The sequence below is a fragment of the Micromonospora maris AB-18-032 genome (genome assembly GCF_000204155.1).
In the GTDB taxonomy this organism is placed as follows: Bacteria; Actinomycetota; Actinomycetes; order Mycobacteriales; family Micromonosporaceae; genus Micromonospora; species Micromonospora gifhornensis.
The window spans coordinates 485,927-500,165 of the sequence record NC_015434.1 but is presented as its reverse complement, the minus strand read 5'-3'; the positions used below and the strand labels follow the sequence as shown (position 1 = coordinate 500,165).

The 14,239-nt window shown below is 71.1% G+C and carries 16 protein-coding genes; 9 read left to right on the top strand and 7 right to left on the bottom strand.

Annotated elements, in window-relative coordinates:
- Positions 1-114: 114 nt before the first annotated feature.
- Positions 115-648, bottom strand: coding sequence for a DUF4188 domain-containing protein (locus VAB18032_RS02425; protein WP_013731184.1), 534 nt, complete (start codon positions 646-648; stop codon positions 115-117).
- A 164-nt stretch (positions 649-812) separates the two neighbouring features.
- Here VAB18032_RS02425 and VAB18032_RS02420 point away from each other — a divergent pair, with 164 nt between their 5' ends.
- Both VAB18032_RS02420 and VAB18032_RS02415 read left to right on the top strand, forming a co-directional pair.
- Positions 813-1,595: a DUF427 domain-containing protein gene (locus tag VAB18032_RS02420; protein WP_013731183.1), complete on the top strand. Its 783-nt coding sequence runs from the start codon at positions 813-815 to the stop codon at positions 1,593-1,595.
- A 111-nt stretch (positions 1,596-1,706) separates the two neighbouring features.
- Positions 1,707-2,063 (top strand): YciI family protein, encoded by a 357-nt coding sequence (locus VAB18032_RS02415; RefSeq protein ID WP_013731182.1) that lies wholly within the window; start codon positions 1,707-1,709, stop codon positions 2,061-2,063.
- 24 nt (positions 2,064-2,087) lie between these two features.
- Here the strand turns inward: VAB18032_RS02415 and VAB18032_RS02410 are convergent, their stop codons facing one another.
- On the bottom strand, positions 2,088-3,293 hold the full coding sequence (locus tag VAB18032_RS02410) for an RNA polymerase sigma factor (protein ID WP_043719494.1): 1,206 nt from the start codon (positions 3,291-3,293) through the stop codon (positions 2,088-2,090).
- A 118-nt stretch (positions 3,294-3,411) separates the two neighbouring features.
- Between VAB18032_RS02410 and VAB18032_RS02405 the strand changes: the two genes are divergently transcribed.
- From VAB18032_RS02405 to VAB18032_RS02390, 4 genes are all read left to right on the top strand, one after another.
- Positions 3,412-3,915 carry a SigE family RNA polymerase sigma factor gene (locus VAB18032_RS02405; RefSeq protein WP_013731180.1) on the top strand — a complete coding sequence of 168 codons (504 nt, stop codon included), beginning with the start codon at positions 3,412-3,414 and terminating at the stop codon, positions 3,913-3,915.
- A 2-nt stretch (positions 3,916-3,917) separates the two neighbouring features.
- Positions 3,918-4,727: a hypothetical protein gene (locus VAB18032_RS02400; protein ID WP_013731179.1), complete on the top strand. Its 810-nt coding sequence runs from the start codon at positions 3,918-3,920 to the stop codon at positions 4,725-4,727.
- Between the two features lie 66 nt (positions 4,728-4,793).
- Positions 4,794-6,917 (top strand): heavy metal translocating P-type ATPase, encoded by a 2,124-nt coding sequence (locus VAB18032_RS02395; RefSeq protein WP_013731178.1) that lies wholly within the window; start codon positions 4,794-4,796, stop codon positions 6,915-6,917.
- Between the two features lie 88 nt (positions 6,918-7,005).
- Positions 7,006-7,437 carry a DUF2000 domain-containing protein gene (locus VAB18032_RS02390; protein ID WP_013731177.1) on the top strand — a complete coding sequence of 144 codons (432 nt, stop codon included), beginning with the start codon at positions 7,006-7,008 and terminating at the stop codon, positions 7,435-7,437.
- On the opposite strand, the gene VAB18032_RS02385 is transcribed toward VAB18032_RS02390, so the two are convergent.
- The 5 genes from VAB18032_RS02385 to VAB18032_RS02365 form a co-directional block, all read right to left on the bottom strand.
- On the bottom strand, positions 7,412-8,233 hold the full coding sequence (locus tag VAB18032_RS02385; protein ID WP_013731176.1) for a helix-turn-helix transcriptional regulator: 822 nt from the start codon (positions 8,231-8,233) through the stop codon (positions 7,412-7,414). The genes VAB18032_RS02390 and VAB18032_RS02385 overlap by 26 nt on opposite strands.
- Positions 8,233-9,318 carry an ABC transporter ATP-binding protein gene (locus VAB18032_RS02380; RefSeq protein ID WP_013731175.1) on the bottom strand — a complete coding sequence of 362 codons (1,086 nt, stop codon included), beginning with the start codon at positions 9,316-9,318 and terminating at the stop codon, positions 8,233-8,235. Before VAB18032_RS02380 ends, VAB18032_RS02385 begins: the two co-directional genes overlap by 1 nt.
- Positions 9,315-10,142, bottom strand: coding sequence for an ABC transporter permease (locus tag VAB18032_RS02375; RefSeq protein WP_013731174.1), 828 nt, complete (start codon positions 10,140-10,142; stop codon positions 9,315-9,317). Before VAB18032_RS02375 ends, VAB18032_RS02380 begins: the two co-directional genes overlap by 4 nt.
- A 3-nt stretch (positions 10,143-10,145) precedes the next feature.
- On the bottom strand, positions 10,146-10,952 hold the full coding sequence (gene modA / locus VAB18032_RS02370; RefSeq protein WP_415877992.1) for a molybdate ABC transporter substrate-binding protein: 807 nt from the start codon (positions 10,950-10,952) through the stop codon (positions 10,146-10,148).
- A gap of 435 nt (positions 10,953-11,387) precedes the next feature.
- Positions 11,388-11,579, bottom strand: a complete 192-nt coding sequence (locus tag VAB18032_RS02365) for a hypothetical protein (protein WP_013731172.1) — start codon at positions 11,577-11,579, stop codon at positions 11,388-11,390.
- Between the two features lie 498 nt (positions 11,580-12,077).
- Here VAB18032_RS02365 and VAB18032_RS02355 point away from each other — a divergent pair, with 498 nt between their 5' ends.
- Genes VAB18032_RS02355 through VAB18032_RS02345 form a run of 3 tightly spaced genes read left to right on the top strand, consistent with a single transcriptional unit; the run spans position 12,078 to position 14,231 of the window.
- Entirely contained in the window at positions 12,078-12,338 is a 261-nt protein-coding gene (locus VAB18032_RS02355; protein WP_013731170.1) for a hypothetical protein, read from the top strand.
- 52 nt (positions 12,339-12,390) lie between these two features.
- The gene (locus VAB18032_RS02350) at positions 12,391-13,014 is read left to right on the top strand and encodes a copper chaperone PCu(A)C (RefSeq protein ID WP_013731169.1); all 624 of its coding nucleotides are present in this window, start codon (positions 12,391-12,393) and stop codon (positions 13,012-13,014) included.
- The gene (locus VAB18032_RS02345) at positions 13,011-14,231 is read left to right on the top strand and encodes a Dyp-type peroxidase (RefSeq protein WP_043719482.1); all 1,221 of its coding nucleotides are present in this window, start codon (positions 13,011-13,013) and stop codon (positions 14,229-14,231) included. Before VAB18032_RS02350 ends, VAB18032_RS02345 begins: the two co-directional genes overlap by 4 nt.
- Positions 14,232-14,239 lie beyond the last annotated feature (8 nt).

Below are 14,239 nucleotides of genomic sequence, written 5' to 3'. Positions count from 1 at the left end.
GTCCGGTGCCCGAGTCGGGTCCGCCGCCAGCCGGCGGACCCGACGGGCGTCAGGCAACCCTGTGGCAACCCTCAACGAGGGTCGAACCAGAACGCCGTCGTCGGTCGTACGGCCTCACTCCGAGGGCGTACGACCGGCGGCGGCCTTCCCGTCCCCGGCTGTCTGCGCGGCCGTCCGCTCCTTCGCCAGTCGGGCACCCGTGGCACGACGGTCCACGGCGAGATCGCCGCGGCGCTCGACCGGTACGTGGGACGTACCCATCGCCAGGCCGGTGGGCGACGGCATGTAGTCGTAGACGGCCTCGTACTCGCCGGACCGGACCACGAACGTCTCGTGCCAGACCCCGACGTCGCCGTTGTTCTTCATCCGCTTGAAGTACCGCGCCCAGACCTCCGCGTGCGGCTGCTGCGGGTCGTTGGCGAACCGCTCCAGCTGCTCGACGCTACGGAAGTAGCCGATCAGGATCGGCCCCCGGCGAGTCCAGGCGTGGTGGGCGCAGAGTGCACCGTTCTCCGGGTCGCTGAACAGCGCCATCAGGATCTTGCGCATGTCGCGGAAGTTCGGGTACCACTTGTGGATCTTCCAGTACCGGTTGATCCGCATGCCGGTGATGAAGACTGCGAAGTCACCTTCGATCTCAGCGGTCATCCGAGGCCGCTGCTTCGGCTCATTGCCCATACCGGGTCACTCCCTCGTCCGGTGCCAGCGAACAGCACACGTATGTAGGATTCCAAGAGAGCAGTAGAGACTAGGAAATACAAGCATTGACTGTGGAACACGTCAGATAACACGTGTTGCCGAGGGGGTTGCCCATGCTCGCGCCCGCACCGCGTTTCGCCCCACCGGAGGACCGACTCACCTACCACCACAGCGAACGGTGGGTCCGCGGCCGCATCGGTGACACCGTCGTCGTGGACAGCCGCCGACCGCTGCTGGTCTGGGAGCCCGGACTGCCCGTGCCGTTCTACGTCTTCCCGCTGGCCGACCTGGTCGGCGGCACTCTGCGGCCCGCCGAACAGCCACCGGAGCCCGGCAGCCGGGCCGGCAGCAGCTTCCACGACCTGACCGTCGACGGAGTCACCCTGCCCAACGCCGCCTGGACCTACCCCGGCGACGTCTTCGCACAGACCGTGTGTCTCGCCTGGCGGGAGTGGTTCGGCCAGGGCGTCGAGCGATGGTACGAGGAAGACGAGGAAGTATTCGTACACCCACGTGACCCGTTCTCCCGCGTCGACTCGCTGCCCAGCACACGGCACGTGGTGGTGGCCCACGAGGGAGTCGTGCTCGCCGACACCCGACGCCCGGTGCTGCTCTTCGAGACCGGGCTGCCCACCCGCTACTACATCCCCGCCGACGACCTGGTCCAGGAGTTGCTGCTGCCGTCCGAGCACCACACCCGCTGCCCGTACAAGGGGGTCGCCTCGTACTGGTCGCTGAGGCAGGTGCCCGGAGCCGCCGGGCGGAACATCGCCTGGTACTACCCCGACCCGCTGCCCAGCGTCGCCAACATCGCCGGGTTTACCGCGTTCTATCCGGAGCGGGTGACGATCCTGGTGGACGGCGAGTCGGTCAGCCCACCCACACCACACCGGTAGACCGCGCCGCCTCCGCCGACCGCCTCGGCAGAAATTCAGTCGATCGTGTCGAGGACCGATGCCGGCCGTTCGTCACAGGGAGGACGCCGTCTTCCATCATGAGGAGCACCCATGCAGTACGCGATGCTGATCTTCGGTGACGACCGCGAGTGGACCACCCTGTCGCCGGCCGACGAGCAGGAGGTGATGACGCAGATCTCCGAGTGGTTCGAGCGGTGGCAGCCGACCGGCAAGGTCGTCAGCGGCGGGGCCGAGCTGGAGCCCCGCGACACGGCGAGGACCGTTCGCGCCGGCGCGGACGGCCAGCCGGTCGTCACCGACGGCCCGTACCTGGAACTCAAGGAGGTCATCGGCGGCATCGTCCGGCTGGAGTGCGACGACATCGACGAGGCCACCCGGATCGCGGCCACCTGGCCGCTGTCGCCCGGCATGAGCGCGGTGGAGGTCCGCCCGGTGACCGGCAGCTGACCGCGGCGACGCCGAAGGGCCGGCTCACCGGCGCCTCAACTCACCCACCCGACGCGACATCAGCTCCCGCTCGGCCGGATTCGTCGCCAGCTCCAGTGCCCGTTCGGCCGCCGTCAGCGCCTCGGCCGGGCGGTCCAGCGCGGCCAGCAGATCGGCCCGGGCCGCGTGCCACAGGTGGTAGCCGGCGAGCCGGTCCCCGACCGCCTCGACCTCGGCCAACGCCGGTGCGGGGCCCAGCGCGAACCGGGTGGCCACCGCCCGGTTCAGCAGGACCACCGGCGACGGGTCCACCGCGTACAGCCGGTCGTACAAGGCCCGCACGTCGGTCCAGTCGGTGTCCGCGTACGAGGGGGCGAGGGCATGGAGCGCGGCGATGCCGGCCTGCAACTGGTACGGCCCGGTTCGGCCCAGGCGCACCGCCGCGCGTAGCCGCAGCGCAGCCCGTTCGATCGCGGGCCTGTCCCACCGCCGCCGGTCCTGCTGGTCGAGCAGCACGATGCGGCCCCACGAGTCGAACCGCGCGGCGGCGCGGGCCTGGTGCAACTCCAGCAACGCCGCCAGACCGGCCGCCTCCGGCTCGCCGGGCAGCAACCCGGCCAGTTGGCGCGCCAGCTCGACGCCCTCGCGGGCCAACTCGCGCCGTTGTGCTGACCGGCTGCTGGACAGGTACCCCTCGTTGAAGACGAGGTAGATCACCGAGAGTACGGCCGGCAGCCGGTCGGGGTACTCGTGCGGCTGCGGTGCCTCGAACCGGACCCCCCGCTCCCGCAGCTGACGCTTGGCCCGGGTCAGCCGTTGCGCCATCGTCGGCACCGGCACGATGAACGCGGCAGCGATCTCCGCCGTGCTCAGGCCGCTGGCGGCGGACAACGTCAACGCGACCCGGGACGACTCGGTGAGCGCCGGATGGCAACAGCCGAAGATGGTGGCGAGCCGGTCGTCCACGCCCGGTTCCGGCGGTGGCTCGATGGCCAGTCGGGCCAGCTTCTCGCGGCCGACCGCGTCGCGGCGCAGCCGGTCCAGCGCCTTTCGCCAACCCGTGGTGACCAGCCAACCGGCGGGGCGCTCCGGCACCCCCTCGCCCGGCCAGCGAGCGAGGGCCTCAGCCAGCGCGTCGGACAACGCCTCCTCGGCCCGGTCGAAATCGCCGAGCCGACGGCTGAGCACCCCGAGCATGCCGGCCGCGTCCGTCCGCCAGATCCGCTCCACCAGTTCCGCCACGTCACCCACCCGACCAGGGTGCAACACCCGGAGTACGTCGACGTCGGCGTCGCCCGACTCACCATGTGATGCAACCCCGCGAGCCGCAGCTGGCGTGACTAACTCGAATCGGGGATCGGAGGCCTGGATGGGCGATCGCGACACGGCGTTCGCGGAGTACTTCGCGGCGAGGTCCAGCGCGATGCGCGGCACGGCGTACCTGCTCTGCGGCGACTGGCACCGGGCGGAGGACCTGGTCCAGACCGCCTTCACCAAGCTGTACCTGGCCTGGCACCGGGTCTCCCGGCACGAGGTGCTCGACGCCTACCTGCGCCAGATCATCGTCCGCACCTTCCTCGACGAGCGACGGCGCGGCTGGTGGCGGCGGGAGCAGTTGGACGATGCCGACCCTGAGCATCCGGCTCCCACCGACGCACCGGAGAACCGGCTGGTGATGCTCCAGGCCCTGGCCGCCGTACCGCCTCGCCAGCGGGCCGTGCTGGTCCTGCGCTACTGGGAGGACCTGCCGGTCGACGAGGTCGCCCACCTGCTGCGCTGCTCACCGGGGACGGTGAAGAGTCAGGCCGCCCGCGGCCTGGACACGCTGCGCGGCCTCCTGTCACCCACGTACAGCGGCACCGAGAGAGGGTAACGATGGACGGACAGCAGTTGCGCGAGGCATTGCGCGACGAGATGGCGAGCGTCTCCTCGCCACCGCCGCTGGACACGCAGACCATGCTGGGCAGCGCCCGCCGGGCCCGCAACCGGCGTCGTACCGTCCGGGCCTGCGTCGGCTCCGCGGCGGCGGTGGTGGCCGTGGGCTTCTTCGGGACCTTCGCCGTCCCGGGTGCCGGCGGATGGAGCCCCGCGATGATCGGGGCGCCCTCGTCCGAGGACGACACCGCCTCCCCGTGGCCGACCGGGCCGGACGGTCTCCCGCAGCAGGATCGCACCGCCCGGGCCGGCACCAGGTACGACCGGGGCGCCGAACTTCTCGACCAGCTCCGCGCCGTCGTGCCGGCCGGCTACACCGTGCCGGAGTCCCCGGAGGTCCCCTCTCACCAGGCGCAGTACGAACAGTCGATCGACGAGGTCGACGTGTGGAGCTACTCGTCCGAGGTCACCCTCGCCAAGGGTGAATGGACGGGCCGCGTGATGGTCGAGGTCCACACCGCAGGCAATCAACTGTCGACCGAACCGTGCAAGCTGGCCCGCCAGTTCTGGGGCATGCAGGGCGACTGCGAAGTGGTCACCGTCGCAGCCGCACAGGTGGGCGTGGTCGTCAACCCCGGCGACGACGACCGTTTCGACCAGTGGGCCGCCTACCGGCACCCGGACGGCGTGGTGGTCTTTGTCGCGCAGGCCACCAACCACGACAGCACCCTCCAGAGCCGCCCCGAGTTGCCGTTCTCCGTACCGCAACTGGCATCCCTGGCCACCAACAAACGATTCCACCTCCAGTAAGCCGATCCCCGATCCCCTCCGATATACCCCTTGGGGGTATATGGTGAGCGGGGAGGTAGGGATGGGATGACGCGGGACAGCGAGCACGGGGGGCATGCGGGGCAGCACGGCGGGCATGACAAGCATGCGGGGCATGGCGGGCATGACAAGCATGCGGGGCACGATCCGGAGGCGTTCCGGCGCAAGTTCTGGCTGAGCCTGGCGCTGACCGTACCGATCGTGGTCACCAGCCACATGGTGATGGACTGGTTCGGCTACGAACTGGACTTCCCCGGGATCGACCTGGTGGGGCCGGTGCTGGGCACTGTGGTGTTCGCGTACGGCGGCTGGCCCTTTCTCCAAGGGGCGGTGCGCGAGATCCGCGACCGTGCCCCCGGCATGATGCTGCTGATCGCGATGGCGATCTCCGTCGCCTACCTGGCGTCGCTGGCCACCGCGCTCGGCGCGTTCGACCTGGACTTCTGGTGGGAGTTGGCGGCGCTGGTCACCATCATGCTGCTCGGCCACTGGCAGGAGATGAAGGCGATCGGCCAGGCCCAGGGTGCTCTGTCGGCGCTTGCCGCGTTGCTGCCCGACGACGCGGAACGGCTCACCCACGACGGTCGGGCCGAGCGGGTGTCGGTGGCCGACCTGCGGGTGGGCGACACCGTGCTGGTACGGCCCGGTGCACGGGTGCCGGCGGACGGTCAGGTCCTCGATGGCCAGGCCGAGATGGACGAGTCGATGATCACCGGCGAGTCCCGGCCGGTGGCGCGGGCGACCGGTGATCGAGTGGTGGCCGGCACCGTCGCCACCGACGCATCCCTTCGGGTACGCGTCGACGCGGTCGGCGACGACACCGCACTCGCCGGCATCCAGCGGCTGGTGGCGCAGGCGCAGCAGTCCAGTGGTAGGGCGCAGGTGCTGGCCGACCGTTTCGCCGCCTGGTTGTTCTACATCGCCACCGCCACCGCCCTGGTCACCCTGCTGGTGTGGACCGTGCTCGGCAACCTCGGCGAGGCGGTGGTGCGTACGATCACCGTGCTGGTCATCGCCTGCCCGCACGCGCTCGGCCTGGCCATTCCCCTGGTGATCGCCCTGTCCACGGCGGTCGCCGCCAAGGGCGGAATCCTGGTCAAGGACCGGCTGGCGCTGGAGCGGATGCGCACCGTCGACACGGTGCTGTTCGACAAGACCGGAACGCTGACCCGAGGGGCACACACCGTCACCGCCATCGCCGCCACCGCCGACCCATCCACCCAGAACAGCAACGGACAGGAGACGGCCGGGCAGCGGGAGGTGCTGGCGATCGCGGCGGCGGTGGAGGCCGACAGCGAGCATCCGCTGGCCCGGGCGATCGTGGCCGCCGCCGAGGCGCAGGGGCTCCGGCGGACGGCGACAGGCTTCCAGGCGCTGGCCGGTCGGGGCGTACGCGCCGAGGTCGACGGGGTGAGCTACGCCGTGGGCGGGCCGGCGCTGCTGCGGGAGTTCGGCGTCACCGTCCCCGATGCACTGACCCGACGGCAGGAGCAGTGGTCCCGCCGGGGTGCGGCCGTACTGCACCTGCTGCGCCTGTCCGCCAACCAGAAATCCGACGGGCGGGCGGAGGTGCTCGGTGCGCTTGCTTTGGAGGACGAGGTACGGCCGGAAGCGCGGCAGGCCATCGCCGACCTGCGCGGGCAGGGCATCCGGAAGATCGTCATGATCACCGGAGATGCCCGTCCGGTCGCCGAGGCCGTCGCCGCCGACCTGGGGTTCCGGGCCGGTGAGGACGAGGTGTTCGCGGAGGTGCTGCCGGCGGAGAAGGACGACGCGGTGGTCGACCTGCAACGCCGGGGTCTGCGGGTGGCGATGGTGGGGGACGGGGTCAACGACGCCCCGGCGCTGGCCCGCGCGAACGTCGGCATCGCGATCGGGGCCGGCACCGACGTGGCGATCGAGTCCGCCGGGGTGGTGCTCGCCTCCTCCGACCCGCGCGGGGTGACCGGAGTGATCCGGCTGTCGCGGGCCGCGTACCGGAAGATGGTCCAGAATCTGGCCTGGGCGGCGGGCTACAACGTGGTCGCGCTGCCGCTGGCCGCCGGGGTCCTGGCCTGGGCCGGGGTGGCGCTGAGCCCGGCGGTGGCGGCGGTGTTGATGTCCGCCTCGACGATCGTGGTGGCGCTCAACGCCCAGTTGCTGCGCCGGGTCCGGCTACGCCCACCGGACTGACGCCACGTCGCGGAGCCCGTGGTGCCGCCACCGCAGAGGGAAGATTCGTACAAGACCCGGCCCGGATACGGCGATCACACTCGACGCCATGGAAACCGGCACCGAGCCCGTACGCTTCGACACCAAGATCGCGGTGCTGCTCCGCGACGACCTGCCGGTCTGGCAGCGGCTGAACATGACGGCGTTCCTGGTCAGCGGCATCTCCCGGGCAGCGCCCGAGGTGATCGGCGAGCCCTACGCCGACGCCGACGACACGCCCTACCTGCCGATGTTCCGGCAGCCGGTGCTGGTCTTCGCCGGGTCGAAGGAGGTGCTGACCGCCGCCCACCAGCGTGCCGTCGGGCGGAACCTGCCGCTGGCGGTCTTCACCTCGGACCTGTTCGGCACCGGGAACGACCGGGACAACCGGGCGGCGGTACGGGCGGTCGGCCGCGCCGACCTGGACCTGACCGGCCTGGCGGTGTACGGCCCCCGCAACGGAGTGGACAAGGTCATCAAGGGTGCCCGGATGCACCCGTGATCCGGCGCACGGTGGAGTACCGGCCGGGCGGGTAGCCGAGGATCCGTTTGAAGTGTCGACTCAGGTGTGCCTGGTCGTAGAAGCCGGTCGCGACCGCGACCTCGACGGCGGGCCGACCCTCCCGGAGCAACTGTCGGGCCAGGTCCACCCGGCGTGAGATCACGTACTGGTGTGGCCCGAGTCCGTACGCGGTGGAGAAGGCGCGCACCAGATAGGTGGGGTGGGCGTGCAGGGCCTCGGCGGCGTCCCGCAGGGTCAGCCCGGTGACGACGTGTTCGTCGAGCAGTTCGCGCAGGCGACGCGCGATCCGCGTGTCGCGCACCGCCGGTGCCTGCGGGGTACGTCGGGTGAGGTGGGCCCGGAGCCGGTCGCGGACGACGGCGAGTTGCACCTCTGCGGCGAACTCGTCACCGGGTGCCGCCACCAGCGCATGCAGCAGGTCGATCCGCCGCCGCAGCGCCGTGTCGTCGAACGAGGGCTGGTCCACGGCGCGGCCCACCAGCCGGTCGCCGAGCTGCTCGGGGTCGAGGTAGAGGACCCGTTTACGGAATCCGCCCGGGGTGGCCGGGCTGCCGTTGTGGGCGACCCCCGGCGGCAGCAGGGTGACCACCTGCCGGAACGCGCCGTGTTCGTGACGGTCGAGGTCGTAGCGGACGATCCCGTCGTCGACCACCAGCAACGTCCAGCTGCCGTGGGTGTGCATGGGGTACGCGTGCTCGGTGAACCGGGCGTGCAGCACCTCGGTTATCCCGCTGACCGGCGGCGCCCAGACCCGTACCTGCTGCCCGGTGGACATCAGTCGACGGTAACGCCCGCTCCGGTCACGGCGGGGTAGGCGCGGGTCTCGGTGGCCTTGACGGCGGCCCAGACCGGTTGGCCCGGGACCAGTTTGAGGTGGGCGGCGGCGGCCGGAGTGACGTCGGCGGCCACCTCGATCGGACCGGTCAGTTGAATCCGCAGATTGTCGCCGTGCCGCTGGATGCCCGTGATGGTCGCCGGCCAGGTGTTGCGAGGGCTGCCCTCCGGTCGGTGCGGGTACAGCGCCACGGCCGTCGGGGCGAAGGCCACGAAGACCTGCCCCTCGTACCGGTCGCCGATGGTCAGCACGTGCCCGTCGACGAGCCGGACCTGGTGGCCGGTGGCATGTCCCCGGTAGAGGTTCAGCCCCACCAGGCGGGCCACATAGTCGGTACGCGGTTCGGCGGTGATGGTGGCGGCATCGCCTTCCTGGACCACCCGGCCGTCCTCGATGATCACCAGCCGGTCGGCGAGCACCAGGGCGTCCAGCGGATCGTGGGTGACCAGCAGGGTGGCTCCCGGGTGGGCGGCGAGATGCTGGTGCAGTTGGGCTCGGGTGTCGAGTCGGGTACGGGCGTCGAGGGCGGCCAGCGGCTCGTCGAGCAGCAGCAGCGCCGGGTCGACGGCCAGTGCGCGGGCCAGCGCCACCCGTTGGGCCTGCCCACCGGAGAGTTCGCGGGGCTTGCGGCGGGCCTGTTCGGTCAGATTCATCCGGGCCAGCCAAGCGGTCGCCCGCTGCCGGGCCTGCTGCCGGTTCAGGCCGTGCCGACGCGGCCCGAAGGCGACGTTGTCCAGCGCGCTGAGGTGGGGAAAGAGCAGGTAGTCCTGGAAGACCACACCGATCGGCCGCCGCTCGGTGGGTACCCAGGCCCGGTGCCCGGGACGATCCAGGTCGCGGCCGGCGAGGGTGAGGTGCCCGGCGGAGAGCGGGTGCAGACCGGCGAGGGCGCGCAGGGCGGTGGTCTTGCCTGCGCCGTTGGGCCCGAGCAGGGCCACCACCTCCCCGGGGGCGATGGTCAGCGGCAGGTCGAGCCGGAAGCCACCCCGGTCGACCACCAGATGCGCGTCCAGCAGCCAGGTCATGGCGTGCTCACCCACCGGTCCCGCAGGCTGGCCAGGATCACCACGGAGACGGTGAGCAGCACGAGACTCAGCACGATGGCCGCCTCCAGGTCGGTCTCCAGGGCGAGGTAGACGGCCACCGGCATGGTCTGGGTACGGCCGGGATAGTTGCCGGCGAAGGTGATGGTCGCGCCGAACTCACCGAGCGCGCGGGCCCAGCCCAGCACCGCCCCGGCGGCCACCCCGGGCGCGACCATCGGCAGCGTGACGTGGGTGAAGGTGATCCAACGGCCGGCACCCAGGGTGGCGGCGGCCTCCTCGTACCGGGTGTCGGCACCGCGCAGCGCGCCCTCCACCGCGAGGATCAGGAACGGCATGGCGACGAACGTCTGCGCCAGCACGACCGCGGTGGTGCTGAACGGCACGGTGATCCCGAACGTCTCGTCCAGCCAGGAGCCGACCAGGCCACGACGGCCGAAGACCAGCAGCAACGCCACGCCACCGACCACGGGTGGCAGCACCAGCGGGACGGTGACCAGGGCGCGCACCAACCGGCGGCCGGGGAACGGCACCCGGGCCAGCAGCCAGGCCAGGGGCACGCCGAGGACCAGGCAGAGCAGGGTGGCGAGGGTGGCGGTCTGCACCGACAGCCGCAATGCGGTGAGTACGCCCGGCTCGGTGAGCCGCTGCGGCAGCGTGGCCCAGGGCGTACGGGCCAGCAGCCCGACCAGGGGCAGCAGGAGGAACAGCAGGCCGATCGCGGCGGGCAGCAGCAGTGCGACCGGAACCCGGCGGACGCGACCGATACGACGGGCCGGCGCCGTTCCGCTGTCGACTCGACGCACCGGCTACGGCACCTGGAAACCGGCGGAGGTGAGTACCGCGCGACCGGGATCGGCGCGTACGTACTCGACGAAGGCACGGGCAGCGGCCGGGTTGGTGGCCTCGGTCAGCACCACGATCGGATAGTCGTTGATCGCCTCGACCGACTCGGGGAACTCCACACCGTCGATGTCGGCGGCAGCGGCCCGAGCGTCGGTGCGGTAGACCAGCGCGGCGTCGACCTCCCCCAGCCGTACCTTGGCCAGGGCGGCCTTCACGTCCTGCTCCAGGGTGACCGGGGTGAGGGCGACCCCGGCGGCGTCCAGCGCGGCGCGCGCCGCCGCCCCGCAGGGCACCTGCTCGGCGCAGAGCGCCACCTTCCGGTCCGGCCCGGTGAGATCGCGCAGGCTGGTCACCCCGTCCGGATTGCCCTTGGGTACGGCGATGACAAGCTGATTGCGTACGAAGGTGACCGGCTCCTCGGCGGCGTTGCCGGCGTCGACGACGGTGGCCATGGGAGCCGGCGCGGCGGCGGCGAAGACGTCGGCGGGAGCACCCTGGTTGATCTGGGCGGCCAGCGTGGAACTGCCGGCGAAGCTGAACGTCACCCGCACCCCGTTGGCGGCCTGGAAGTCCTGACCGATCCGGGTGAACGACTCGGTCAGCGAGGCAGCAGCGAACACGGTCAACTCGCCGCCGATCCCGTCGCCGGCCACCGGTGGTTCGGCTCGGTCGTCGGCGCAGCCGGTCACGAGCAGCACCGCGAGCACGCCGGCGGCGGCCAGGGTGGTACGCAGTCGGGTGCAGGTCTTTGCGGTGCTGACGACGTTCACGCTACCCGCGAGCCGAAGGGTCGGTCGGCGGGCGAGCCAGTCCACGAGCGCGGTCACCTTGCTATCTTGACGGGCCCGGTCCGAGGGGCTACCCGGCCCACCCGACCTCGGGAGCCATCTCAGGGGCGCTGAGGTCACCAACGCGGAGCGCTGCCCGGCGGTGTGGATAGCACCTTCGTCGGCAGCCGCCGAAAGCGCCTCGCAAACCAAGTACATGGAATCCTGGTCCTCGAATAACCCGTGTCGAGTCCACCCCAATCCTCCGGGTCGACGAACACGGCGTCGACCCGGCACCTCGCACAATAGGCCGCCGCCCCCCCGCACGGAGCTGCTCGATCAGCAGGATCGGGACGGACAAGGGCGCGTCGACTGCTCTCGCTCAGCGCCTCACACCCCCGGCGGTCTTCCTACCAGGCGCTCTGCGTTCTGGGGCTGTCAGTCCTCGTCGGTTGGGGTGGGCCGGTTCTCGGCGATCCAAGCCCGGACGGCCTTGCCGTCCCAGACGCGGCCCATCTTCAACGTGACAACCGGGTCAGGGAATCCCTTGCGGCCCACGATGATCGTGGCGCGCTGCTTGCTGATCCCGCCAAGCAGATCACGGATCTCATCCAGTCCGAGCAGATCCACGACCTGACGCTATGACCCTTGGGGGTTGCCCTTAGGGGAACTGCATCAGGCAACGCCCCTGGGGGTTGCCTTCGTGCAACCCTTCGTGATGCCATGGGTACGTGACGCGATTCGTCTCATACGGGGAGTATCTGGCTGGCGCTGCTCTGACCCTCGGGCGACGGCACCGACCGGCATGGAACCACATCCTCAAACGGATGACCTGCCGATGCGGACGGGATCTCCCCTGCCGATTACAGCACCGGGTGCCGATCAGCGGTGGTCACTGGCCAGGTGAGAACCGATGACCACACACGGCCCTGTGCTGCCGGTCTGGACCTGTGCGGGGTGTGGTGCTCCCTGGCCTTGCCGCACCCGCCGTCAGGAGTTGCAAGCCGAGTACGACGAGGCCCCCGTGTCCCTGGCGCTCTACATGGGCTCGTGCATGGTGGCTGCCTGTCAGGACATGGGATGGGCTCCGGCCGGGTCGCTGCACCGCAGATTCCTCGGCTGGCTGGCGTGACCACACCCCGTGCCGGTGACCTACTCCGGGTCGGGCCTGAGGCCAGTGTGCAGTTCATCCGGCCGATCTTGTTCCGCGTGATCCGTGTGCTGGACTGGGCCACCTACGACGGGTGGATCTGGCTGGAGGGCTACCAGCTCGACTCCCGAGGTGACGCGGTGGCGCGGCGGTCCATCTTCGTGATGCAGGCCGGACTGCGGACCGCCCCGGCACCCGTGGTGGTCGGGCAACCGCACTTTCGGAGTCGCTGGAACTAGTGGGTGATCACGGGCGACCAACTTCACGACGTCGCCCGCCGAGAGGAAACCTATGTTCAGCGCCACCTCGGGTCGGTTCACCCGCCCGGCCGTACTCTTCACCGGGGTTCTTCTCGCCGGCCTGTTCGCCGGCTGCGGCTCCTCCGACGACGACTCGACTGCGGCCCCCACCCCGTCGGCCACCGCCGTCCCCTCCGCCAACCCGGCTGCGGCGGACGGTGTGCTGACCGTCCAGGATCCGTGGGTCAAGGCGGCCGACGCGGGGATGACCGGGGCGTTCGTCACGCTTGTCAACGACACCGACACCGATGTCACCATCACCGGCGCGACCTCCTCCGTCTCGCCGATGGAGGTGCACGAGATGACCATGCGCGACGGGCAGATGGTCATGCAGGCCAAGGAGGGCGGTGTGGTGGTCAAGGCCCGGAGCGAGTACCGGCTGGAACCCGGCGGCGACCACCTGATGCTGATGAACCTCGCCCAACCGGTACGGGCCGGTGACGAGGTCAGCTTCACCCTCACCTTCGCCGACGGCCGCACCCAGACGTTCACCGCCGTGGCGAAGCCGTTCACCGGCGCTCAGGAGAGCTACGCCCCCGGTCACGGTGAGCCCTCGCACGCACCGCACGGTGAGCCGTCGCACGCCCCGTCGGCCAGCCACAGCCCGACACCATGACCTCGGCGAAATCGCCGGTGAGCCGGCGCGGTCTGCTCACCGGCGGTGCGTTGGCCGCCGGTGGCACGCTTGTCGGTGCCGTCGCGGTCGCCGCCGGCCGCAGCGAGGACACCGCCGCAACGCCCGCGCAGGTGCCGGTGGCGACCGTCGGCGAGGCGATTGAGCCGTTCCACGGCGTACGCCAGTCCGGTGTCGCCACCGAACCGCAGGCGCACGCGGCGTTCGTCGCCTTCACCCTGCGTCCCGGCACCGACCGCGCCGCGCTCGGCCGGATGATGCGCCTGCTCTCCGATGACGCCGCCCGCCTCACCCAGGGGCGGCCGGCGCTTGCCGACACCGAACCGGAGCTGGGACTGCTGCCGGCCCGGCTGACCGTCACGTTCGGCTTCGGTCCCGGCCTGTTCGCCGCGGCCGGCCTCGACGAGCGCCGGCCACCGTCGGTGGTCGACCTGCCGTCGTTCTCGATCGACCGGTTGCAGCCGCGCTGGTCCGGTGGGGACCTGCTGGTGCAGATCTGTGCCGACGACCCGATCACGGTCGCCCACGCCCAGCGGGTCCTGGTCAAGGACAGCCGCCCCTTCGCCACCGTGCGGTGGGTGCAGCAGGGCTTCCGGCGAGCCGCCGGGGCCGAGCCGGGCCGGACCCAGCGCAACCTCTTCGGCCAACTCGACGGCACCGCCAATCCGAAGCCTGGTGGGCCGCTGGAGACGGCCGTGTGGATCCCCGACGGGCCGGACTGGCTGCGCGACGGCACCACCCTGGTGCTCCGGCGGATCAGCATGAACCTGGAGACCTGGGACCTGCTCGGCCGTACCGACCGGGAGTTCAGCGTCGGCCGGCGGTTGGACACCGGCGCCCCGCTGACCGGCGCGGCCGAACACGACGAGCCGGACTTCGCCGCCGTCGGCCCCGACGGGCTGACCGTGATTCCGGACTTCTCCCACCTGACCCGGGCCCATGTCAGCGACGACCGGTTCCGGATCCTGCGCCGCCCCTACAACTACGACGGGGTGCCGGCGGCCGACGGCACCGCCGACAGCGGGTTGATCTTCGCCTCGTACCAGGCCGACATCACCCGACAGTTCCTGCCCATCCAGCAGCGGCTCGCCGAGCGGGACCTGCTCAACGAATGGACCACCCCGATCGGCTCCGCCGTCTTCGCCATTCCGCCCGGTTGTCCCGAGGGCGGCTGGGTCGGCCAGCAGCTGCTCGGTTGAGGAGGAGA